The organism is Cupriavidus necator, from assembly GCF_040578825.1.
Taxonomy (GTDB): Bacteria; Pseudomonadota; Gammaproteobacteria; order Burkholderiales; family Burkholderiaceae; genus Cupriavidus; species Cupriavidus necator_E.
Genome location: NZ_JBEFLI010000072.1, coordinates 14,617 through 37,930 on the forward strand (window position 1 = coordinate 14,617; position 23,314 = coordinate 37,930).

The 23,314-nt window shown below is 67.8% G+C and carries 20 protein-coding genes; 12 read left to right on the forward strand and 8 right to left on the reverse strand.

From position 1 onward, the window contains the following. The first annotated feature begins 217 nt into the window (after nt 1–217). From AB1I47_RS27300 to AB1I47_RS27330, 7 genes are all read left to right on the forward strand, one after another. Nucleotides 218–1,435, forward strand: a complete 1,218-nt coding sequence (locus tag AB1I47_RS27300; RefSeq protein WP_354686825.1) for an efflux RND transporter periplasmic adaptor subunit — start codon at nt 218–220, stop codon at nt 1,433–1,435. A 10-nt stretch (nt 1,436–1,445) separates the two neighbouring features. Further along, nucleotides 1,446–2,138 carry an ABC transporter ATP-binding protein gene (locus AB1I47_RS27305; RefSeq protein WP_354686826.1) on the forward strand — a complete coding sequence of 231 codons (693 nt, stop codon included), beginning with the start codon at nt 1,446–1,448 and terminating at the stop codon, nt 2,136–2,138. Between the two features lie 6 nt (nt 2,139–2,144). Next, on the forward strand, nt 2,145–3,299 hold the full coding sequence (locus AB1I47_RS27310; protein WP_354686827.1) for an ABC transporter permease: 1,155 nt from the start codon (nt 2,145–2,147) through the stop codon (nt 3,297–3,299). A gap of 10 nt (nt 3,300–3,309) precedes the next feature. Continuing rightward, a complete protein-coding gene (locus AB1I47_RS27315; protein ID WP_354686828.1) occupies nt 3,310–4,476 on the forward strand; it encodes an ABC transporter permease in 1,167 nt (388 codons plus the stop codon). Nucleotides 4,477–4,637: 161 nt separating this feature from the next. Beyond that, nucleotides 4,638–5,171, forward strand: a complete 534-nt coding sequence (locus tag AB1I47_RS27320; protein WP_354686829.1) for a hypothetical protein — start codon at nt 4,638–4,640, stop codon at nt 5,169–5,171. Between the two features lie 265 nt (nt 5,172–5,436). Further along, complete coding sequence (gene gltS / locus AB1I47_RS27325) at nt 5,437–6,627, forward strand: sodium/glutamate symporter (protein ID WP_354686830.1); 1,191 nt, start codon at nt 5,437–5,439, stop codon at nt 6,625–6,627. Nucleotide 6,628: 1 nt separating this feature from the next. Continuing rightward, entirely contained in the window at nt 6,629–8,188 is a 1,560-nt protein-coding gene (locus AB1I47_RS27330) for a TAXI family TRAP transporter solute-binding subunit (RefSeq protein WP_354686831.1), read from the forward strand. A gap of 7 nt (nt 8,189–8,195) precedes the next feature. Here AB1I47_RS27330 and AB1I47_RS27335 read toward each other — a convergent pair whose 3' ends face one another. Beyond that, nucleotides 8,196–9,005 (reverse strand): CDP-diacylglycerol diphosphatase, encoded by an 810-nt coding sequence (locus tag AB1I47_RS27335; protein WP_354686832.1) that lies wholly within the window; start codon nt 9,003–9,005, stop codon nt 8,196–8,198. Further along, nucleotides 8,993–9,226, reverse strand: coding sequence for a CDP-diacylglycerol pyrophosphatase (locus tag AB1I47_RS27340; protein ID WP_354686833.1), 234 nt, complete (start codon nt 9,224–9,226; stop codon nt 8,993–8,995). Before AB1I47_RS27340 ends, AB1I47_RS27335 begins: the two co-directional genes overlap by 13 nt. Nucleotides 9,227–9,435: 209 nt before the next feature. Between AB1I47_RS27340 and AB1I47_RS27345 the strand changes: the two genes are divergently transcribed. After that, nucleotides 9,436–9,924, forward strand: a complete 489-nt coding sequence (locus AB1I47_RS27345) for a DM13 domain-containing protein (RefSeq protein ID WP_354686834.1) — start codon at nt 9,436–9,438, stop codon at nt 9,922–9,924. Between the two features lie 164 nt (nt 9,925–10,088). On the opposite strand, the gene AB1I47_RS27350 is transcribed toward AB1I47_RS27345, so the two are convergent. Further along, on the reverse strand, nt 10,089–11,159 hold the full coding sequence (locus tag AB1I47_RS27350) for a porin (RefSeq protein ID WP_354686835.1): 1,071 nt from the start codon (nt 11,157–11,159) through the stop codon (nt 10,089–10,091). Nucleotides 11,160–11,475: 316 nt separating this feature from the next. On the opposite strand from AB1I47_RS27350, the gene AB1I47_RS27355 reads away from it, so the two are divergent. After that, nucleotides 11,476–14,094: a penicillin-binding protein 1A gene (locus AB1I47_RS27355; protein WP_354686836.1), complete on the forward strand. Its 2,619-nt coding sequence runs from the start codon at nt 11,476–11,478 to the stop codon at nt 14,092–14,094. Between the two features lie 30 nt (nt 14,095–14,124). Here AB1I47_RS27355 and AB1I47_RS27360 read toward each other — a convergent pair whose 3' ends face one another. The 4 genes from AB1I47_RS27360 to AB1I47_RS27375 all read right to left on the reverse strand — a co-directional run bounded on the left by AB1I47_RS27360 (nt 14,125) and on the right by AB1I47_RS27375 (nt 17,887). Continuing rightward, nucleotides 14,125–14,526, reverse strand: coding sequence for a type II toxin-antitoxin system VapC family toxin (locus AB1I47_RS27360; RefSeq protein ID WP_354686837.1), 402 nt, complete (start codon nt 14,524–14,526; stop codon nt 14,125–14,127). Beyond that, nucleotides 14,526–14,768 carry an antitoxin gene (locus AB1I47_RS27365; protein WP_354686838.1) on the reverse strand — a complete coding sequence of 81 codons (243 nt, stop codon included), beginning with the start codon at nt 14,766–14,768 and terminating at the stop codon, nt 14,526–14,528. The genes AB1I47_RS27360 and AB1I47_RS27365 overlap by 1 nt, the downstream gene beginning before the upstream one ends. A 147-nt stretch (nt 14,769–14,915) precedes the next feature. Continuing rightward, on the reverse strand, nt 14,916–16,265 hold the full coding sequence (locus AB1I47_RS27370) for a DUF1501 domain-containing protein (RefSeq protein WP_354686839.1): 1,350 nt from the start codon (nt 16,263–16,265) through the stop codon (nt 14,916–14,918). A gap of 23 nt (nt 16,266–16,288) precedes the next feature. Further along, nucleotides 16,289–17,887 carry a DUF1800 domain-containing protein gene (locus tag AB1I47_RS27375; protein ID WP_354686840.1) on the reverse strand — a complete coding sequence of 533 codons (1,599 nt, stop codon included), beginning with the start codon at nt 17,885–17,887 and terminating at the stop codon, nt 16,289–16,291. Between the two features lie 462 nt (nt 17,888–18,349). Between AB1I47_RS27375 and AB1I47_RS27380 the strand changes: the two genes are divergently transcribed. Both AB1I47_RS27380 and AB1I47_RS27385 read left to right on the forward strand, forming a co-directional pair. After that, nucleotides 18,350–19,729 (forward strand): amino acid permease, encoded by a 1,380-nt coding sequence (locus tag AB1I47_RS27380; protein WP_354686841.1) that lies wholly within the window; start codon nt 18,350–18,352, stop codon nt 19,727–19,729. A gap of 123 nt (nt 19,730–19,852) precedes the next feature. Continuing rightward, entirely contained in the window at nt 19,853–21,001 is a 1,149-nt protein-coding gene (locus tag AB1I47_RS27385; protein WP_354686842.1) for a glycosyltransferase, read from the forward strand. A 141-nt stretch (nt 21,002–21,142) separates the two neighbouring features. Here the strand turns inward: AB1I47_RS27385 and hpnA are convergent, their stop codons facing one another. Continuing rightward, the gene (gene hpnA, locus AB1I47_RS27390) at nt 21,143–22,153 is read right to left on the reverse strand and encodes a hopanoid-associated sugar epimerase (RefSeq protein WP_354686843.1); all 1,011 of its coding nucleotides are present in this window, start codon (nt 22,151–22,153) and stop codon (nt 21,143–21,145) included. Nucleotides 22,154–22,346: 193 nt separating this feature from the next. Between hpnA and ispH the strand changes: the two genes are divergently transcribed. After that, a partial coding sequence (ispH, locus tag AB1I47_RS27395; RefSeq protein ID WP_354686844.1) for a 4-hydroxy-3-methylbut-2-enyl diphosphate reductase occupies nt 22,347–23,314 on the forward strand: 968 nt, incomplete at its 3' end.

Sequence of the window (23,314 nt, forward strand, 5' to 3'; positions counted from 1 at the left end):
ACACAGTCGTCATCTGAAACGCCTGTGGCTTTTGCAATGCCGCCGGTTTGCTCCCCTCTCCCGCCCGCGGGAGAGGGGACCGGCCTCTGGTAGTCCAGGCGACCTCGCCAGGCGCACCGCTTGTTCACTGACGTTACCCCTTCTCCCCGGCAATGGACACCATTTCACGCGCCGCTATACTGAGAGTCCCGCCCATCACAGCGAGAGGAAGCGCGCAGTGGCTGACCAAGACCTGGCAAGGCTGAAAATCGACCGGAGCGCCACCGCCGCGCCCGGCATCCGCATCCGACCGCGGCGCAGGTGGCTGCGCTATGCGGTCATCGCGCTGGTCCTGCTCGCCGTGATCGGCATCGCCTTCCGGCTGGCTGGCCCGCAGGCGGTGCAAACCACTACCGTCACCTCGGCCTATCCCACCCAGAATTTCACGCTGCTCAATGCCACCGGCTATGTGGTACCGCAGCGCAAGGCGGCGGTCGCGTCCAAGGCGCAGGGCCGGCTGGAATGGCTGGGCGTGCTGGAGGGCTCGCGCGTGAAGAAGGGCGAGGTCATCGCGCGGCTCGAAAGCAAGGACGTGGAAGCTTCGTTCGCGCAGGCGCAGGCACAGGTGAAGGTAGCGCAGGCCAACCTGGAACTGCAGCAGGCGGAGCTGCGCGACGCCGAAGTGAACCTGCGCCGCTCGCAGATGCTGATCGGGCCCAACGCGATCTCGCGCAACCAGTACGATGCCGACGTGGCGCGTTTCAGCAAGGCGCGGGCATCGATCAACAGCTCGCGCGCTTCGATCGCATCGGCACAGGCCAATGCGCGCGCGGCCGAGGTGGCGGTGGAGCAGACCGTGGTGCGCGCGCCCTTCGACGGCGTGGTGCTGGTCAAGCATGCCAACGTGGGCGACAACATCACCCCGTTCTCCGCCGCCGCCGACACCAAGGGCGCGATCGTGACCATCGCCGACATGGAAACGCTGGAGGTGGAAGCCGACGTCGCCGAATCCAATATCGCCAAAATCCGCGTCGATCAGCCGTGCGAACTGCTGCTCGATGCACTGCCCGGTCTGCGGCTGGCCGGCCAGGTGTCGCGCATCGTGCCGACGGTGGACCGCTCCAAGGCCACGGTGCTGGTCAAGGTGCGCTTTGTCGACCGCGATGCGCGCGTGCTGCCTGATATGAGCGCGAAGATCGCCTTCCTGTCGCGCGCCGCGTCGGCGCAGGACCGCCAGCCGGTGGTGGCGGTGCAGCCCGCCGCGGTGGTCACGCGCGACGGCCGCCAGGTGGTCTACGTGGTCAGGGACGGCAAGGCGCATGAAATGACGGTCAAGACCGGCGACAAGCTCGGCGAGCTGGTGGCCGTGCAGGGCGTCAAGGCCGGCGATGTGCTGGTGCTTGCCCCCGGCGACAAGCTGCGCGACGGCGCGCGCGTTGCCGTGGCCAAGCCGTGAGGAGGCTCGCATGAGCGCCGCGCCGCTGGTGCAGATCAGCCACGTCGCCAAGTCCTACCGGCGCGGCGTGCAGACCGTGCCGGTGCTGACCGATATCTCCCTGGAGATTGGCGAAGGCGAGTTCGTCGCGCTGATGGGGCCGTCCGGCTCGGGCAAGAGCACGCTGCTGAACCTGATCGCCGGCATCGACCGGCCCGACAGCGGCACGCTGCGCGTGGCAGGGCTCGATATCACGCAGTTGCCCGAAGCCACGCTGGCCGAATGGCGCGCCGCCAACGTCGGCTTTATCTTCCAGTTCTACAACCTGATGCCGGTGCTGACCGCGTTCGAGAACGTGGAACTGCCGCTGATGCTGACCGGCCTGCCGCGCGCGGAGCGGCGCGCGCGGGTGGAGCTGGTGCTCGGCATGGTCAACCTGGCCGACCGCATGAGCCACTACCCATCCGAGCTGTCCGGCGGCCAGCAGCAGCGCGTGGCGATCGCGCGCGCACTGATCACCGACCCGACGCTGATCGTCGCCGACGAGCCCACCGGCGACCTCGACCGCACCTCCGCCGCCGAGATCCTGGCGATGATGCAGCGGCTCAATGCGGAACTCGGCAAGACCATCATCATGGTCACGCACGATGCGCATGCCGCGGCCGCGGCGGGCTCGCTGGTGCATCTGGAGAAGGGCGAGCTGATCCGTGGCGAGCTTGCCTGAGGCCCCATGTACGCGCTCAAGCTGATCTCCCGCAACGCGCTGCGGCACAAGCTGCGCACCACGCTGACGGTGTTCGGCCTGGTGATCGCGGTGCTGGCGTTCGGGCTGCTGCAGACCGTGATCGACGCCTGGTACGCGGGCGCGTCGGCGGCGTCCAGCGCGCGGCTGGTGACGCGCAATGCGATCTCGCTGGTGTTTCCGCTGCCGCTCAGCTACGAGAACCGCATCAAGGGCGTGGACGGCGTGACCATGGTGGCGCGCTCGAACTGGTTCGGCGGCGTCTACCGCGACCCCAAGAACTTCTTCGCGCAGTTCGCGGTGTCGGACAACTATCTCGACCTCTATCCCGAGTTCATCGTGCCCGAGCAGCAACGCGCGGACTACCGGCGCGACCGCAAGGGCGCGCTGGTCGGGCGCCAGCTTGCCGACCAGTTCGGCTTCAAGGTCGGCGACGTGATCCCGATCAAGGGCACCATCTACCCCGGCACCTGGGAGTTCGTCGTGCGCGGCATCATGGACGGCCGCGACGAAAGCATCATCACGCGCCAGATGGTGTTCCACTGGGAATACCTGAACGAGACCGTGCGCAAGCGCACCGCGCGCCAGGCCGACCAGGTCGGGGTCTATGTGCTGGGCGTCGACAATCCCGACAACACCGCGTCGATCTCGCGCAATGTTGACGCCGTATTCCGCAACTCGCTGGCCGAAACGCTGACCGAGACCGAGCAGGCCTTCCAGCTCGGCTTCGTCGCGATGTCCAACCAGATCATCGCGGCGATCCGCGTGGTCTCGTACGTGGTGATCCTGATCATCATGGCGGTGATGGCCAACGCCATGGCGATGAGCGCGCGCGAGCGCACCGTCGAGTACGCCACGCTCAAGGCGCTGGGCTTCGGCCCCGGCTTCCTCGCGATCCTGGTGTTCGGCGAATCGCTGGCGATCTGCGTGGTCGGCGGCGCGCTCGGCATGCTGGCGACGCCGCCGCTGGCCACCGCCTTCAAGCAGGCGGTAGGCGGCGTGTTCCCGGTGTTCACGGTGTCGCCGCAGACCATGCAGCTACAGGCGGCGTGCGCGCTGGCGGTGGGCATCTGCGCCGGCATCGTGCCCGCGGTGCAGGCCGCGCGCGTGCGCATCGTCGAAGGCCTGCGGGCGATCGGCTAGCGGGCGTGCCATGGCGATCCCGCTGACCTATATCGCGCGCAACCTGTGGGCCCGGCGCCTGACCACGGCGCTGACCGCCGGGGGGCTGGCGCTGGTGGTCTTTGTCTTTGCCACCATGCTGATGCTCGATGCCGGCCTGAAGAAGACATTGGTCACCACCGGCGAGCAGAACAACGTGGTGGTGATCCGCAAGGGCGCCGAGACCGAGATCCAGAGCGCGGTCGAGCGCGGCCAGGCCAGCATCATGGAGATGCACCCGGCGGTGGCAATGAGCAACAGCGGCCAGCCGCTGGCCTCGCGTGAGGCGGTGGTGCTGATCTCGCTGACCAAGGCCAGCACCGGGCAGCCCTCCAATGTGGTGATCCGCGGCATCTCGCCGCTGGGCGTGGCTTTGCGTCCGCAGGTGAAGCTGGTGGCCGGGCGCATGTTCAAGCCGGGCTCGTCCGAGATCATCGTCGGCAGCAGCATCGCCGACGGCTTTGCCGGCGTACAGATCGGCGAGCACCTGCGCTTTGCGCAACGCGACTGGACCGTGGTGGGCCACTTCGATGCCGGCGGCAGCGGCTTCGATTCCGAGATCTGGGGCGACGTGGACCAGCTGATGCAGTCGTTCCGCCGCAATGCGTATTCGTCAATGGTGGTGCGGCTGACCGATACCGCGCAGTTCGACCGCTTTCGCGCCGATATCGACGTCGATCCGCGGCTGGCGGACGAGGCCAAGCGCGAGCAGACCTTCTACAGCGACCAGTCCAAGGCGCTGTCCAAATTTATCAATATCCTGGGCTTTACGCTGTCGACCATTTTCTCGATCGCGGCAATGATCGGCGCGATGATCACCATGTATGCGTCGGTCGCCAACCGCGTGGCGGAGATCGGCACGCTGCGCGCGCTGGGCTTCAAGCGGGCCAATGTGCTGGTGGCCTTCCTGATCGAGGCCGCGCTGCTCGGGCTGGTGGGCGGGGTGGCCGGGCTGGCTTGCGCGGCGCTGATGCAGTTCGCTTCGTTCTCGACCACCAATTTCCAGACGTTCTCCGACCTGTCGTTCCGCTTTATCCTGACACCAGCGATTGCGCTGCAGACGCTGGCGTTCTCGATGGCAATGGGGCTGGTGGGGGGATTCCTGCCGGCGGTGCGGGCGGCGCGGATGAATATTGTGGATGCGCTGCGGGCGCGGTAGCTGGGCAGACTCCTCCGGCACGGATAAGTCATATATCAGGCAAGGCAGTACCGGCTACTGCACCTCCCGGCACGAACGGCCTTGGACGAACCGGTTGCAATTATTAAGATCAAGATGAAGTCCGTGATAGTTCGGCCGTACGCCGAATCGAAGGAGGTGCTATGGAACTTCATATGCAATCGCATCGCTATACGCATCGCTGGCCCGTCTGGCGTGCGGCCGCACTTGCGGGTGTGGTCGCCGGCGTGGTCTTCCTGGTCTTCGAATTGCTGGCGACCGTGATGATGGGACGGAATGCGTGGGAACCGCTGTACATGATTGCTGCCATCATGCTTGGGCCTGACATATTGACGCAGGCCATGACGTTCGACTTCGGCGTGCTGATAGCCGCTGTGGTGGTGCATTTCGTGCTGGCCATCATTTACGGCCTGATTCTGGCCACCATCATGGCACCGTTCCACTTCGACTCAAGCATTGGCATGGCCTCGCTCGTGGGCGCGGTTTTCGGTCTGGCGCTGTACTGGGTTAACTTCTATGGGATGACCGCGTTCTTCCCGTGGTTCGCCGAAGCTCGCGGCTGGGTAAGCGCCATTGCCCATATTGTGTTCGGCCTGGTGGCTGCCGATTCCTACCTGAAGCTGGAGGGACGCCTGCCTCGCGGCAGCGATACAAGTGCCGGCCCAGCGGCCACTTGACAGCGGATAGCCTGAACAGGAAACGGCCTCCTTCTGCAACCGGTCACGACGCCATCCATCGCGCCAGTTACCGGGCAAGAAGGAGGCCGATGCTTTTTCAGGATCTGGTTTTCCTTCCTTTCCTTGCCTTCTTCCCCCTGTCCGTCTACAACCCGTAGTGATGCATGCTCCCCGTCAGGCCCCCGCTGGCGGCCAGTGCGCACCCGGCACGGCCAGCGGCGCCCGATTGCAACCACCTTGCAAGACTATCCGCCAGAACGCCCCGATGAATCTCGACCTGCTGGCATCGTTGCTGACCGCCATCGTTGTGCTGCTGATCGGCACGCTGGTCAATCGAAGCGTGGGCTTGCTGTCACGCTACAACATCCCCGATCCGGTCACCGGTGGCCTGCTGTTCGCGATCGTCGCAACGCTGGCCCTGGCCGTGGCCAATGTCCGCGTGGTGATCGATCCCGGCATGAAGCCGGTGCTGCTGCTGATGTTCTTCGGCGGCGTCGGGCTGGGCGCCGATCTGCGCATGCTCAGGCGCGGCGGCAAGGCGCTGGCGATCTTCCTGGTCATCCTGCTGCCATATATCGTGGTGCAGAACGTGGTGGGCGTGGCGATGGCCCGGGTACTGGACCTGCATCCGATCTTCGGCCTGGTCAGCGGCTCGATCACACTGGTGGGCGGCCACGGCACCGGTGCCGCCTATGCCGAGCGCTTTGCCGAGGTCAACAACCTGCAGGCGGTGATGGACCTGTCGATGACGGTGGCCACCATCGGGCTGATCGTCGGCGGCATCATCGGTGGCCCCGTGGCGCAGTACCTGATCTCGCGCTACCAGCTGCGCTCGACCGCGCGCGAAGCCGGCGATACCGAGGAAGAAGAAGCCGCCGCTTCGCCGATCACCACCGTGGGCGCACTGGCGGCGCTGGCCGGCATCCTGGCCGCGGTGATCGGCGGGCGCTGGATCGCCGCGCAGATGCCCGCCGGGCCCATCACCATCCCGGGTTTCCTGTGGTGCATGATGCTGGGCATCGCCATCCGCAACCTGCTGCCCTTTGTCGGGATGCGCTTTGACGACCGCGCCACCGACCTGGTCACCAACGTCTGCCTGTCGCTGTTCCTGGTGATGACGATGATGGCGCTGGACCTGGCCGAGGTGGCGCTGTCCGCGGGGCCCTTTCTCGCGATCATCGCCATGCAGGTGATATTCATCATCCTCTACGTGGTGCTGGTGTGCTTTCGCTGGATGGGGCGCGACTACGAGGCCGCGGTCACCTCGGCCGCGTTTATCGGCTTCAACATGGGCTCGACCGCCACCGCCATGGCCAATATGCGCGCGATTACCTCGCGCTACGGGCCGGCGCCGACGAGCTATCTGATCACGCCGCTGGCGGGCGCGTTCTTTGTCGACCTGATGAACGCGTTCATCCTGACCATGATGCTGGCCCTGCCGCTGATCGGGGGCTGACATGCGCCGCGCCCTGCTTGCGATCCTGTTCGCGCTGCTGGCCTCGGCCTGGCTGGCGGGTTGCGGCAGCGGGCCGCCGGCCGAGGACATGCGCAGCAGCCTGAACGAACGCCTGGCACAGGCGCTGCCGCCCGGCACGGTGGAAGTGGTCAGCATCGACCGGCGCGGCTCGCAGTCCGACACCAAGGCGCCCACCGGCGAATTGCGCCGGGTGGTGTATTTCGATGCGGAACTGAAGCTGCTGCGCGACTACGATTTCGGCGCCTGGGATTCGCCCGGCGTGGCCGGGCTGGTGTCGGCGCTGGGCGCGGGCCCGCGCGGCATCAGCGGCATCACCAGCGGCGGCAACAAGCGCGGCGACATCATCCGCGCGCACGGCACCGCGCTGTTCAAGCTCGACGGCGAGCGCTGGGTCAGCGTGCTGCCGGCCGGCTACCGTCCCGCCGAGGCGCCAGCGGTCGCCACCAACGTGCCGAGCGGCCCGGCGGCGATCCTTGACGCAATGCGCAAGGTGATCGACTCCGTGCAGAAGGACGCCTCGCCGGCGCAGCGCGCGGTGATCGAGCAGGAGCTGACCACCGCGCACGCCAATATCCGCGCGCGGCTGGCACGGGTCAGCGAAGGCTATGCCATTGCCGCGGGCGCCGAGCACGGCCAGTACCTGCGCTTCGCGCGGGCGCTGGTCGCGGGCGCCAGGGTGCGCGCGATGCCGCTGGTCACGCAAGGCGGAGAGGAAAACCTGCGCCTGCTGCGCGCCGGCAAGGTTCCGGTGGCGCTGGCGCAGGCCGATGCCGCGCTGGAGGCCTACGAGGGCAAGGGCGCGTTCGACGGCGATGGCCCGCATGTGTCGCTGCGCGCCATCGGCAGCCTGTATCCGGAACCGGTGCATGTGATGGTGCGCGGCGCCGATCCCGCCCGCTCGGTCTCCGACCTGCGCGGCAAGCGCATCGCCGTGGGCGAGCGCGGCGCGGCCTCGCGCGCGACCGTGCTGCGCGTGCTGGCCGCGCACGGCCTGACCGACAAAGACTTCAAGGCCGAGGAAGTGGGGCTGGGCCCGGCGCTGGTGGCGCTGCGCCAGAACCAGGTCGATGCGGTGATGCAGGTGATCGGCGTGCCGTCCGACAGCATCCGCGACGCCATCGGCCAGATGCCGCTGCGGCTGCTGCCGCTGGACGAGCGCGCGATCGCGGCGATGATCGGGCAGAAGGCGGGGTATTTCCGCGCCACCATCACGCCGGGCACCTACCCGGGCCTGCTCGAGCCGGTGCGCACCATTGCCACCGCTGCGATTCTTGTCACCGGCCCGGACATGTCCGATACCGAGGTGGCCGAACTGACGCGGCTGGTCTACGCCCACGGCCGCGACTTTGTCGCGCGCGGCAGCGCCCAGGGCGGGCAGATCAGCGTGGCCACGGCGCGGCAGGGGCTGGTGATCCCGCAGCACCTGGCGGCGGCCAGGGTGCTTGACGGCATGGTGCCCGGCGGTGGCGCCCGCGCGCCCGCACGGGTTCCCGCCGCGCCCCCTGCTGCTGCGTCAGTTCCGGGCGCACGGGCTCGGTAGAGCGCGCTCAGGCCGCCGCCGGCACTTCCTGCGCCAGCCGGCAGCGCCGGTCCAGGAAATCGCTGGCGTGCCCGTTGCTGCCGGCAGCCGCGTCGACCGGCTGGTCGACCACGACAAACCCCGGCTGGCCGCGATGGTTGCGCGCGTAGGTGACAAAGATGCCGCGGTCGGGCGGTGGCACGGCGGTGCGGCTTGCCGCAGCGCCCTCCGCCCTGCCCCCTACCAGCGCGAACGGATCGGCCGACAACACCGGCGCGTCCGCCGGGATAAACCTCGCGCGCACCGGCTTGCCGGCGAAGCGAAGTGCGGTCCAGTCGGTGCCGATCGGCCCGCTGGCGCCGTTGACGAAGGTGCGCGCTGCCGCGCTGATGCAATCGAGATGGATATGGAGCTGGTCCTGGCTGCGCGAGCTGCGCGAATTGATCGCCAGGCCCAGCATGTCGTCAGGCAGGCTCTTGCCCAATGACCGCCCGACAATGCCGCGCGCTTCCCAGCCAAAGGCCCACGGACTGGCGCCGCCGCCATCCCAGGCCTTGCCATCTTCCACGCCAGTTACCGGATGCGCCGGAATCACCAGGTAGTGCGAGGTACCGATGGCGTCCTTGTAGAGCACCAGGCCGCGCGAGCGGTCCACCTGCGCGCAGTCCGGATGCGTTGCCGTGGCGCCCGCCAGGCAGCGCTGCTGCACGTTGCGCCACAAGCCGTCGCGCCCGCCGGACAGCGTGCCGACCACGCCCTCGGCGGTGCAGCCTGGCAAGGCCAGGACCGCCGCAAACCAGAAACCCCGCCACCCGCCGCGCAGCATCAACGCCGGCATGTCACCCCATAGAAGGTGCCAGCGCGCGGGTTGGAGACCACGTAGGCGTTGCGCTGCGCCCAGAACTGCGCGGTGCGGAAGGCATCGGCTTCACGCTCGCTCCATGCCGTTGCCAGCAGCGGCAGGGCTTCGGCATCGGTGGTCAGAAAGACCTGGGCCTGGTAGCGGGCGGTTTGCAGTTCGCCGGTGCGGATGGTGCGGATCGTGACGTGGAGCGGCATAGGCATCGTCTCGTCGTGGAGATTCGGAAATCTTATCCACAGTCGTGTGTTGGTTTGATGACCGACTGTCAGCAAACTTTATGCCGACTGTATGGCGACTGTACGTCTTCGCGGGCCCGGCCGCCATCCTTCCTCGCCCCGGACGGCCGCCCGCCAACAAGGAATTGAAGGACAATTGCGCTCAATCTTGAACGCCAAGGGAGACTGCGATGCCAGCGCCCACTTACCGCAAGGTACTGATACTCGCGTTGTCCCACCTGGCCGCGCTGGCGGCAGGGTTCGCGGCGGGAATCTATGTGTTGCCGATCCTGACGGCGCAGGCAGGTGCCAGCGCCGAGCAAGTGCAGGCTGTATCACAACAGGCACGCTATTCTGGCATCTTTCGCAAGGACCTGGCCGGCAGCGACGCGTTGCACTGGGCCAACGGCCGGCTCCATGTCTCGGCCCAGGCCATCGCCTTCGAGGGTGAAGTCGCGCCCGGGCCGGACTATCGCGTCTACCTGGCGCCGGAATTCGTCGATACCGAGGAGGCCTTCCTGCGCATCAAGGACCGCGCGCTGCAGGTGTCGGAGCTCAAGACCTTCGGCAATTTCACCGTGGCGCTGCCGGCCGGGGTCGATCCCGGCAAATACCGGGCGGTGGTGATCTGGTGCGAACGCTTCGGGCAGTTCATCAGCGCAGCGGCCTATCGACCGTAGCGCAGCGCTTCCCTGCCCTGCGGCAAGGAAAAAGAAAAAAGGGCCGATCGAGGAACCGGCCCAACGAATCCCGCAATGCAAATCGCAGGCGTCGATATGAAGATCTCGCACCCGCCCCGGGCGTGCATAGAGGATGTGTTCGGGCGGGCGTCAGGCCGCTGCGATCAGAAGCGGTGGCGCAGGCCGATGGTGGCGCCGGTCTGGTTCTCGCCGGCGACCACGGTGCCAACGCCATTCAGGCCCAGCGCGGAGCCGGACTTGTTCTTGGCGTAGCCCACGTTCAGATACACGTCGGTGCGCTTGGACAGCGAGTAGTCGGCCGACAGCACGAACATCCACGGATCCGCATCGCTGTTGCGGGTGTCGTTGTAGTACGCGGCGCCGGTCACCAGGAACGCGGGCGTGAAGCGGTACTGCGCGCCGGCCCAGTAGACGTTGCTGCGGGTAGCGGCGGCGGTGGCGCTGGAAACGCCATCGTCCTTCAGCCAGCGGTAGCCGGCGAACACCTTGGCGCCGCCGAAGGCATAGGCCGCACCGACGGCCGCGCGCTTGGCGTTGCGGTCCTGCAGCGCCACCGTGCCGCCCTGGAACTGGTCATAGGCTGCACCGACCGAGAAGCCGCCGGCGGCGTACGACAGGCCGCCGCCGAAGTTCTTCCCTACCTTGAAGGCGCCCGGCACTTCGCCGTTGTTGTCGCGGCCGAAGCTGTAGAAGCCGGTGGCGGTCAGGCCGCCGAACTTGCCGGTGTACTTGATGGCGTTGTCGGCGCGGCCGTTGAAGAGCGAGTCGACGCTGTTGAGCGAATAGCGCGGACCCACGCCCATCGGGTCGAAGGCGCCGAACAGGTCGTACAGCGCGTTCTGCTGGCGGCCCAGCGTCACGGCGCCGAAATCGCCCTGCAGGCCCACGTAGGCCTGGCGGCCGAACAGGCGGTTGCCCTGGCCCGAGGTGCCGGTGTCGACGTCAAAGCCGCTCTCCAGCACGAAGATTCCCTTCAGGCCGCTGCCCAGGTCTTCGGTGCCGCGCAGGCCCCAGCGCGAGCCCGACAGGTTGCCCGAGTTCACGCGTGCGACCGTACCCTCGGCACCGCCGCTGCCCGGCATGTTGTTGATGACTTCGACGCCGGCATCGACGATGCCATACAGCGTCACGTTGGAGGCGGTCTGGGCCGACGCCACCCCGGATGCCGCCGTAGCGGCGACTGCTGCCGTCATTGCAAGGAGAGCTTTCTTCACTGTGGTTTCTCTGTGTTCTGTTTGATTCATGACACGCGCCGGACCCGTTCCGGATCGCAATCCCCGGGTCAAACCGCCTGACCCTGGTCAACCCGGAAACGGCGCATCGTCCGCACGAATGGCGGCCTGCGCATTGTGGCGGCGCAATATGAAACCCTTGTGACGCACACTCCTCAGCAAGAAGTGCCGTATCACCCCCTACCGGGGGTTTTCCCTGTAACCGGGAGGAACGATTTGGTAGGATGCAGGCTTTTCCGACGACGGTAATGCCAGTGCCACGTGCCGCCATGTGCCTTTGCCTCGACAGCTTCGCGTCATGAGGCTGGCTGAGATCAAGACCCGGCTTGCCCCACGGCTCGCCTCGCTGCAGGCGTCGATGCCTGCCCCTCTGAAGGAACGACTGTCGGCGCTGAGCGCGCGCACCACGCGCATCGGCCTGACCCGGCCCGGTTCGCTGCGCCCGACGCGGCGCGGCCTGCTGTTGGGACTGGCCGCATTCCCCGCGCTGTTCCTGCTCTACGTGCTGATCCTGGTGCCGTTCACGCCGGGCATCAGCGATATCCGCAAGGCCAAGTCCGAACAGCCGGCGCAGGTGCTGTCCGCGGACGGCAAGGAACTCGCGGTGTTCAAGTGGGCCAACCGCGACTGGGTGCCGCTGTCGCAGATCTCGCCCAACGTGGTGGCCGCGCTGATCTCGACCGAGGACCACCGCTTCTACCAGCACCACGGGCTGGACTGGCGCCGCATCGCCGCGGCCGCGGTGCATACCTTCACCGGCGACCGCCAGGGCGGCTCGACCATCACGCAGCAGCTGGCGCGCAACCTCTACCCCGACGAGATCGGCCGCGCGCCCACGATCACGCGCAAGCTCAAGGAAGCGATCACCGCGCTGAAGATCGAGGCGCTCTATACCAAGGAGGAGATCCTCGAGACCTACCTCAATACGGTGCCGTTCCTGTACAACGCGTTCGGCATCGAGATGGCCGCGCGCACGTACTTCGACAAGCCGGCCCGTTCGCTCGACGTGCTGCAGAGCGCCACGCTGATCGGCATGCTCAAGGGCAACAGCTACTACAACCCGGTGCTCAATCCCGAGCGCGCGCTGGAGCGGCGCAATACCGTGCTGGGGCAGATGGTCAAGCGCGGCAAGCTCGATGCGGCCCGCTATGAGCAATTGCAGAAGCGCCCGCTGCGCATCGATTTCGAGCGCCAGACCGAACCGCCCGGCCCGGCGCCACACTTCGCGCAGCAACTTCGGAAGTGGCTGATTGGCTGGGCCGACCGCAATGGCTACGACATCTACGCCGACGGCCTGGTGGTGCGCACCACCATCGACGCGCGCCTGCAGGCCATGGCGACGCAGGCCGTGGTGCAGCAAGGCAACCGGCTGCAGGCGGTCGCCAACGCGGCGTGGGCGCCGCGCGCGGGCTGGGCCGCCAACAAGGCGCTGGTGCAGGCCTTCGTGCGCGAAACGCCGGAATACCGCGCCGCCACCGCTGCCGGCACGCCGCCTGAGGAAGCGCTGAAGCACCTGCTGGCCGATGGCACCTTCATGCGCGCGCTGCACCAGCAGAAGACCCGGATCCAGGCCGGCTTTATCGCCATCGATCCGCGCAACGGCGAGATCCGCGCGTGGGTGGGCAGCCGCGACTACACTCAGGACGCGTTCGACCACGTGCAGCAGGCGCGCCGCCAGCCGGGCTCGACCTTCAAGCCCTTTGTCTACGGCGCCGCGTTCGAAGAGGGCAAGAGCCCCGACGACACGCTGATGGACCAGCCGGTCGAGATCGAGCTGGCCGGCGGCGAGGTCTGGCGCCCCAGCGACGAGGGCCGCCCCACCGGCCGCGCGATGTCGCTGCGCGACGGGCTGGTCTACTCCCGCAACACCATCACCGCGCAACTGATGCAGCAGGTGGGCCCCGAGCGCGTGGCGCGGCTGGCGCGCGACATGGGCGTGCGGGAAAGCCGGCTCGACGTGGTGCCGTCGCTGGCGCTGGGCACGAGCCCCGTCACGCTCAAGGAAATGGTGGCCGCCTACGGCACCATCGCCAACGCCGGCGACTATATCGCGCCAACCATGGTGACGCGCATCGAAGACCGCAACGGCAACGTGCTGCAGACCTTCCGCCCGGCGCGGGCCGAGCATGCGCTGCCCCCCGCCACCACGCAGACCCTGCTCGACGTGATGCGCGACGTGATCGACCGCGGCACCGGCGCCAGCATCCGCTCGCGCTTCGGCATCCGCGCGGATGTCGCCGGCAAGACCGGCACCACGCAGGACAACGCCGACGGCTGGTTCATCCTGATGCATCCGGAGCTGGTGGCGGGCGCGTGGGTCGGCTTCAACGACAGCCGCGTCACGCTGCGCAGCGACTACTGGGGCCAGGGCGCGCACAGCGCGCTGCCGATGGTGGGCGACTTCTACCAGCGCGCGCTGCGCGCCCGCGTCGTCGACGGCCGCGCGCGCTTTGCCGAGCACGAGGAAACGAGCCTGTTCGGGTCCATGGGCAAGCATGTGCGCGGCTGGTTCAGCAAGCTGTTCAGCAGCGACAAGCCGGCCGAGGCACCGGCACCGCGCCCGGGGCCGCGCCGACCGGCCTTGCCGGCGCAGGAGGCTGAGGTTGCGCCGCCCGCCAGTGCGCCCGTGACGGCTTCGGCGGCGGGGGCGGAGATGAGCCAGGATGAGTCGAGCCTGGCGCTGGATCGGGGGGAGACGGTGATTGCGGTGCCGCCGGGCTCCGCGGGAACCGCTCCGGATACCACTGCAGCGAGCGCTGCGACACCTGCGGCACCCGCTGCGCCCGTTTCACCCGGAACGCCATCACCACCCGCCTATCCGGTAGCGCCCACCGCTCCGCCGGCGCCAGCCTATCCGGCAGCACCACCCTCTCCTGTCACGCCGTCCGAGCCGGGCGTTGCGCCTGCACCGGGTTGACGTGCCAGTACCGACTTGGCAGCTGGCTGCTCAGGCCACCCAGTTTTCGCATCGCAAACCGCTCACCCGCGAAAACTCTCCAATGTTGTCGGTCACAAGCACGGCGCTGATTGAGAGCGCATGCGCTGCGATCAGCATGTCATTGGCTCCGATCACCTGCCCGCTGCGTTCCAAGGCCGCACGCAATTCACCGTAGCAATGGTCCGCGTCGCCGCCTAGTGGCAGGACGCGCAAACCGGCCAGGGCCTGGCTGACGCGTTGGCTCAGCGCGGCGGATCCCTTCTTGGCCGCGCCGAAACGCAATTCGGCCGCAACAACGATGGAAGTGCACAAGCTGTCCGGGTCAGTCGCTGCGATGCGCACAGCGCAGGGACCGCGCGTGTTCCGAATCGCGTCGGAAATGATGTTCGTGTCGAGGAGAAACAAGGACATCAGAGATCGATGTCCTCGGCAGGAAGGTTGTCGATTGTCGGCCAATCTACATCGATGGGCTCCCATTGCGCCAGCAGCGAACGCAACGGCATCGCGGCAATCGGCTCGATGATGAGGTGATTCCCTTCGCGGCGCAGAATGGCCTCGTCCCCAGGCAGTTCGAACTCGCGCGGGATTCGGATCGCCTGATTGCGGCCATTGCGAAATAGCCTGACATGGCGGATTTCATCAGTCGTTGTCATGGGGAACCTCCTTAGCATATGCCACAGCATATGCCACAGCATATGCCAGATCAGCGGCGTAAGCAATAGACCGACATACCATGACTACGTCACTTTTCGCTTAAAACATCCTGTGCCAACGGCGCCTACCCGCCGAGCCGCATTCCTTCATGCCAGCCCGATATCCCGCGCCCGCACCCCCGGAAACACCTGCGCCAGCCGCGCATCATCCAGCCCATACAGCCGGCGAAACATGCCGCCGAGCAAGGCGCGATATTCGTTGCGTACCGGCCAGTCGCGGTTCTGGTTCAGCGTGGCCTGCTCCACCGCCACCTGCTCGCCCGCGATGCGCCCGCCACGCACCGCACCGCCCGCGACCCAGTACACGGTGCCGTGGCCATGATCGGTGCCGCGCGTGCCGTTCTCGCGGAAGGTGCGGCCGAACTCCGACAGCACTACGACGGTAGTCTTGTTCCACGCTGGCCCCATCTCCTCGGCAAAGGCGGACAGGCCGCGGCCGAGGTTGTCGAGCAGGCTGGCAAGCTGTCCCTGCGCGCCGCCCTGGTTGACATGGGTATCCCAGCCACCTACGTCGATAAAGCCCAGGTTGAAGCGCTCGCGCATCAGCCCCGCCATGCGGCGCGCTTCGAGCTCGAAGCCACGCGCGCTGAGCGAGCGGCGGTTGGCGGCCTGCATTTCCTGCTGGCGCGACGCCATCATGCCGGTGTCGCCGCCTGACATGGCGGGCATAGAGGGCGTGGCTGGCGTGGCTGGGGAGGTGGACTGGGCCTGGCGCGCCACCGTTTCGCGCAACTCGAACCCCTCATCGATCAGCGATTCGAAACGCGTGCCGTGGTACATCTGCGCCAGCAGCCTGGACTGGCGCGCGTCGAACGGCGTGCGGCCGTTGCCCTTGAGCGAGACATTGGGCACGTCGCGCGGCCCCGACAGCACCACCGGCAGGCCGTCGGTGAACGCCACCGGCGCGGCCTGCCCGCCCATCGCCTGCGCCAGCCGGTTCAGGAAACCGCTGCCGCGCAGTGACGCCATGTCCTTGCGATCTTCCCCCTCGCCCGGCAAGCCGGCCTCGATGCCGTCCTGGGTTTCGAAGTGGCTGCGCGACAGGTCGTGGGTGCCGGCAAACGGCACGAAGGCAAGCTGGCCGCGCTGCCACAGCGGCAGCATGGTGCCGGCCAGCGCCGGATGCAGCGCCCAGTCGCCGATGCCGCGCGCGGCGCTGTCGGCGGCAAAGGCGGGCGCCAGCGCCACTGCCGCACTGGGATCGGCTTCCGCGCCCGCCACCGGTTTGCGGATGGCGATATTGGGCCGCGCGGCGTAATAGAACTCGCTGCCGGCCGGCACCAGCACGCTGGCGGCGTCATAGCCGCCGCGCAGGAACACCAGCAGGAAGCGCGCATCGGCCTGCGCCGGCAGCGCATAGACCCGCGATGCGATCGCGGGCAGCACCAGCCCGAGCGTGGCGCCGCCCATCGTCTTCAGCCATTGTCTGCGTTGCATGGTTTGCTCCTTGCGCTTGCGCGTCAGCGCTGCATCCATTCGGGCGAGCCGAGCAGCACGGTATTCCACTCGGCCTGCGATTCGGCCTGCGCCAGCGCGGCGCGCGTGGCGGGGCTCAGCGTGGCTTCGATGGTGTCGTAGTACAGCTTGTTGCCGATCATCGGGAAGCGCGCGCCGCGCGGCTTGCCCGCGTCGCCGGCAAACAGCCCCGCCGGCCCCGAGCCAATTGCCCGCGCAATCTCGAAGCGCCGCACCATCTGCCCGGAGCTGGCCCACGCGCTCTCCGCCGACGGGTAGCCGTCCGGCGTCACGCGGCCGTACAGCGGCTCGCCAAGCTGGTTCAGCCAGTTCAGCACCGGACGCAGGTTGCTGACCTGGCGGCCGTCATAAGCCAGCCGCATCGACGACACCACGTAGACCATCGGGTCCTTGAACTTGCGCGCCGGCGCGGCCAGCAGCCGGTCCAGCTCCGGCGCCAGCAACATGGTGCGCAGCACCTGGGCGATATCGCCATCGGTGCGGGTGAAGGTCTGCGCCATGCGCTCGACCAGCGCCGGCGGCGGGTTGTCGGCGATAAAGTGGGCGGCCAGCCGGGCGCTGATATAGCGCGCCGTGGCCGGCTCGCGCGCCAGGATCGTCACCGCGCGCTCCACCTCGGCAAAGCCGGCCGGCTCGATACGCTGGCCCAGCAGCGTCTTCGGGCCAAAGTCATGGCGGGCGGGGTTGAACTCGAACACACCGTCGCTGCGGTACAGCGCCGCGCGCGCCGGCGGCAGCTTCGGCGGCGGCGTGCCGCGCAGGTTGACGCCGACGCCGGTCAGCACGCGCGCCAGCTCCTGGACGTCCTGCTGCGTGTAACGCGAGCCGCTGGGTCCGCCCGACACGCCCAGCGTATGCAGCTCCATCAGCTCGCGCGCGTAGTTCTCGTTGATGCGGTTGGCGCTGCTCTGCGCGTTGTCGAGGTAGAGCAGCATCGCCGGCGCGGTCACCGTAGCCATCAGCAAGTCGCGGAAGCGGCCCAGCGCATGCGGGCGGATCGCGTGCTCCTCGTAGTCGGGCAGCATCAGCCGCACCTGTCCCTTGCCCGAATGGACGGTGAAATGGTTCATCCAGAACCACGTCATCTGCTCGCGCAACTGCGCCGGCGAATACAGCGCGCGCAACAGGTGGCGCCGCGCGGTATCGGCCACCAGCTCGTTGCCCTGCATGTTCACAGCCTGGCGCGCCTTCTGCTTGCTGTCCTCGTCCGGCAGCGCATCGATGCGCTCGCGTTCCACGCGCGACGCCTGCAGCCGGCCCGCGGCATCGCCCTGCAGGTTGGGCAGCGCGGCGATGGCGGCGGCCAGTTCCGGCGGATCGGCCAGCGGCAGTGTCAGTTGCCGCTCGAGAAAGCCCTTGCGGCCGAGCTGGCGCAGTTCGGCCAGGCTGGCCTGGTCGGCGCCGTAGGTGACCGTGTTGAGCCAGTGCAGGTCGGTGCTGGCATCGCCTGTCCCGGCCGGCACCTGCGCGCAGGCGCCCAGGCACGCCGCCACGGTCAACACTGCCGCCGCACGCCAGGCGGCGAGCCGCGTCTCCAGCCAGCGCGCGCGGCCGCATTGTTTCGCATGCTGTACTGCATCCATGCTTGCTCCTTGCGATATCGCCTACCCCGATGTTACGTGGGAAGCGCGTTTCCGTTGACCCGGACATGCGGGGGGAGTGTTACCAATGCTTTCAGCATTGCCGGAATTGCCAGCACAGCGGCGGCGGCGCGAGGGCTCAACCTTGGTTGGGGATTCGGCTGTGGATCTCGCAAGTCGGCGGGCCGACCTCGATTCCGTCAGCAATTTTTCATGAAATTGCCGGCGAATTCAGCAACAAATGCCCCCGCAATCTTATTAATCTGCCCGCTATTTTCCGTTTGTAGCGCAAGCGTACGTCGGCAATGTCCCATCGACAGAACGGCTAGGCAATGCGTATGGATTGCGCGGTGTGACGCTTCACCGGCGCCCCGCCGCCACCCGCCGCGAACGCGAAAATGACCTGCTCCCGCCGCCCCCACAAGGGTCGGCGCGGCCATTCTGATCACACGGAGACAACGAGACATGAGTGCAAGCGCAGAGCATCTGCAACGCGGCCTGGGCGAACGGCATATCCGCCTGATGGCGCTGGGTTCGGCCATCGGCGTGGGCCTGTTCCTTGGCGCCGGCAACGCCATCAAGATGGCCGGCCCCGCCATCATGCTGGCCTACCTGATCGGGGGCGCGGTGATCTTCCTGATCATGCGCGCGCTGGGCGAGATGGCCGTGCACAACCCGGTGGCCGGCTCCTTCTGCCGCTACGCGCAGGACCATATGGGCCCGCTGTCGGGCTACCTGACGGGCTGGAACTACTGGTTCCTGTGGCTGGTGACCTGCGTCGCGGAAATTACCGCGGTGGCGATCTACATGGGCATGTGGTTCCCCGACGTGCCGCGCTGGATCTGGGCGCTGGCCGCGCTCGCGGCGATGGGCTCGGTCAACCTGATGGCGGTCAAGGCCTATGGCGAGTTCGAGTTCTGGTTCGCCATGATCAAGATCGTCACCATTGTGCTGATGCTGTTCGGCGGCGGCGCGATGATCGTGTTCGGCTTCGGCAACGGCGGCGTGGCCACCGGCATCTCCAACCTGTGGCAGCACGGCGGCTTTATGCCCAATGGCGCCTCGGGCGTGCTGATGTCGCTGCAGATGGTGATGTTCGCCTACCTGGGCGTGGAGATGATCGGCCTGACCGCCGGCGAGGCGCGCAACCCGAAGAAGTCGATCCCGGACGCGATCAACTCGGTGTTCTGGCGCATCCTCATCTTCTACGTCGGCGCGCTGTTCGTGATCCTGTCGCTGTACCCGTGGAACGAGATCGGCGCGACGGGCAGCCCGTTCGTGCAGACCTTCGAGCGGCTGGGCATCAAGACCGCCGCCGGCATCATCAACTTCGTGGTGCTGACCGCGGCGCTGTCGTCGTGCAACGGCGGCATCTTCAGCACGGGCCGCATGTTGTACAACCTGGCGTTGCAAGGCCAGGCGCCGGCGGCGTTTGCCAAGGTCGACCGCAACGGCGTGCCGCGCCGTGCGCTGCTGGTGTCGATCGCCGCGCTGCTGTGCGGCGTGCTGCTCAACTACCTGGTGCCAGAGAAGGTCTTCGTCTGGGTCACGGCAATCTCCACCTTCGGTGCGGTCTGGACCTGGGCCATCATCCTGGTCACGCAGCTCAACTTCCGCCGCAGCCTGTCGGCGGCCGAGCGCAAGGCGCTGGCCTTCCGCATGCCGTTCTGGCCGTATGGCTCGTATATCGCGCTGGCCTTCCTGGCGCTGGTGGTGGCGCTGATGGCTTATTTCCCGGATACGCGCGTGGCGCTGTACGTGGGTCCGGGCTGGCTGATCCTGCTGACGGTGTGCTACTACGCGCTGGACATGCGCTCGCGCGGCCCGGTGAGCTACCGCGCCTGATCTGGCGCGTGATCTGACGCCTGACGGGCGGGGTGCGCCGGCCGGCGCCCCTCGCTACAATGGCCCCCGGATAACCACTTCGCCGGGGGTCGCATGTCCGGGTTCGTCAGGTAGGCGCACGCCATGCGCATTGCCTTCGCGTTGTCGCTGCTGTCGCTTGCGGTCTGGCTCGGGCTGCTGTTCTGCCGCGCCGGCTTCTGGCGCGTGCGCAGGCCGCCCGCCGCGCCGGCGCCGGCGCACTGGCCGGAAGTGGTCGCGGTCATCCCCGCACGCAACGAGGCCGAAGTGATCGGCCGTGCGGTGGCCGGCGTGCTGGGCCAGCGCTATCCGGGGCGGCTGTCGCTGGTCGTGGTGGATGATCACAGCGCCGACGGCACCGCCGATGTCGCCCGCGCCGCCGCCGCGGCCAGCGCGCGCCCGCAGGCGCTGGCCGTCATCGGCGCGCGCGCACTGCCGGCAGGCTGGAGCGGCAAGGTCTGGGCCCAGTCCGAAGGCCTGGCCGAAGCCGACCGTCTCGCGCCGCAGGCGCGCTACGTCTGGCTGACCGATGCCGATATCCACCACGGCCCCGCCGTACTGGCCGCGCTGGTGGCGCGCGCCGAGGACGAACGGCGCGACCTGGTCTCGCTGATGGTGCGGCTGCGCTGCGCCTCGGCGTGGGAACGGCTGATCGTGCCGGCCTTCGTCTTCTTCTTCGCCAAGCTCTACCCCTTTGCCCGCGTGCGCCACCCGCGCAGCCGCGTGGCCGCGGCCGCGGGCGGCTGCATGCTGGCCAGCCGCGCCGCACTGGCGCGCATCGGCGGCTTTGCCGCGATCCGCGGCGAACTGATCGACGACTGCAGCCTCGCCGCGCGCATCAAGCCCGGCGGCGCAATCCGGCTGGAACTGGCCGAGGACAGCGTGTCGCTGCGGCCCTACGACGACTGGCGCAGCCTGTGGGACATGATTGCGCGCAGTGCTTACACGCAGCTGCGGTATTCGCCGCTGATGCTGCTGGGGGCGGTGGCGGGGATGGTGATTACCTATTTGCTGCCGCCGGTGCTGGCGCTGGCGGGTGGCTGGCGGTTGTGGCCGGCGTGGCTGGCGTGGGCAGCGATGGTTATTGCTTACTTGCCGATGTTGCGGGAGTACCGGCAGCCGGCGTGGCTGGCACCGTTGTTGCCGGTGACGGCGTTGTTTTACCTCGGGGCGACGGTTGACTCGGCGCGGCGGTATTGGTTAAGGCGGGGCGGGCAGTGGAAAGGGCGGGCGCAGGCGCCGGTGCGGTTTTGAGGGGTGGTGGCGTAAATGGCAAGGGATGGGGCGCGACGACGACATGGGAAAGCGAGCGCACCAAGCCGGCTCCCCTCTCCCGCCTGCGGGAGAGGGGTTGGGGGTGAGGGCCGGCGCCGGCTCGAAGTCAAGCGCTGCAATTCACCCTCTCTTCCCCAAATATCCCTGCTCCCCAAACCACGCCAACGCATCCCTCAACCCCTCCCGATACGGCCGCGGCGCATACCCCAGCTCCCGCCGCGCCTTTTCCGACGTAAAGAACATCCGGTACCGCGACATATTGAGCCCATCCACCGTGATGAACGGCTCCTTGCCGGTAAAGCGCGCCGCGGCTTCGGCCACATGCGCCAGCGGATACAGCGGCCAGCGCGGCAACTGCATGGTGGGTGGGCGCCGCCCGCACAGCTCGGCGATATCGCGCAGCATCTGCCGCAGCATCACGTCCTCGCCGCCCAGGATGTAGCGCTCGCCGGTGCGTCCCCGCTCCAGCGCCAGGAAGTGCCCGGCGGCGACATCGTCCACATGTGCCAGGTTCAGCCCGGTATCGACAAAAGCGGGAATCTTGCCGGTGGCCGCCTCGATGATGATGCGCCCGGTCGGCGTGGGCCGCACGTCGCGCGGGCCGATCGGGGTAGACGGGTTGACGATCACCGCCGGCAGGCCGCGCTCGGCCACCAGCTTTTCCACCACGCGCTCGGCCAGCACCTTGCTGCGCTTGTAGGCGCCGATGGCCTCCTGCGGGCGCATGGCTGCGGTCTCGTCGACCGGGCCCTGCGCGCCGGCCACGCGCAGCGTCGCCACGCTGCTGGTGTAGACCACGCGCTCGACGCCGGCCTGCTGCGCCGCCTCCATCACCGCCAGCGTGCCGTCGACATTGGTGCGCACGATTTCCTCGGGATCGGGGGCCCACAACCGGTAATCCGCCGCCACATGAAAAAGGTAGCGCACCCCTTGCAGCGCGGCGGCCACCGCGCCCGCATCGCGCATGTCGCCTTCTGCCACCTGCACCGGCAGGCCGGCCAGGTTGGTGCGCGGGCTTTGCGGGCGCACCAGCACGCGCACGCGAAAGCCGCGTGCCAGCGCCTGGCGCATCACCGCCGAGCCAAGAAATCCCGAGGCGCCTGTCACCAGCACGTCATCGTTTGTCGTCATAAACCCGTTTTCCCGTCAGAAGGAGGCGACGCAGACGCCACGGGCCAGCCGCGGCAGGCTGTGGCGCCGCCAGACAAAGCCGGCGTGTCGGGTATATAGTAACCACCGTGTGACGGAAATGTGATCTGCGGTGGATCTCCGTTCGCGAACCCAAACATTGAAACCCGTTGCAAAGGGTCGGGGGGCCTACTCTATGCAGGTGATTCTTGCTCAGCCCCGAGGCTTCTGTGCCGGCGTGGTCCGCGCGATCGAGATCGTCGACCGTGCCCTCGTCAAGCACGGCGCCCCGGTGTTCGTGCGGCATGAGATTGTCCACAACAAGCACGTGGTAGAGGGATTGAAGGAAAAAGGGGCGCGCTTCGTGGAAGAACTGGACGAGGTGCCCACCGGCGCCGTGACCATCTTCAGCGCGCACGGGGTCTCGCGCGAAGTCGTCGCCGATGCCAGCCAGCGCGAGCTCCATGCCATCGACGCGACCTGCCCCCTGGTGATCAAGGTCCACACCCAGGGCCGCCAGTACGCCGCCAGCGGCCGCACGGTGATCCTGATCGGCCATGCCGGCCACCCCGAGGTAGAAGGCACCATGGGCCAGATCCCGGGCAAGGTGATCCTGGTGCAGAACGAGGCCGAGGTCGATCAGCTCGACCTGCCCGCCGACACCCCGGTCGCCTATGTCACGCAGACCACGCTGAGCGTGGACGACACCCGCAATATCATCGCCGCGCTTGGCCGCCGCTTCAGCGACCTGGTCGGGCCCGATACGCGCGATATCTGCTATGCCACCCAAAACCGCCAGAGCGCCGTGCGCGACCTGTGCAAGCTGGCCGACGTGATCCTGGTGATCGGCGCGACCAACAGTTCCAACTCCAACCGCCTGCGCGAGATCGGTACCGAAAGCGGCGTGCCGAGCTACCTGATCGCCGACGGCAGCGAACTCGACCCCGCCTGGGTGCGCGACGCCAACGTGGTCGGCATCACCGCCGGCGCCTCGGCGCCCGAGGAGATGGTCGAGGACGTCATCGCCGCGCTGCGCCGGCTCGGCCCGGTCGACGTCACCACCATGGCCGGGCGCGAGGAGCATGCCGAATTCCGTCTGCCGGCCGAGCTGGCCGACGTCAGGCCCGCCCCGCCGCGCAAGCCCGGCAAGGAAGCCGCCGCGCC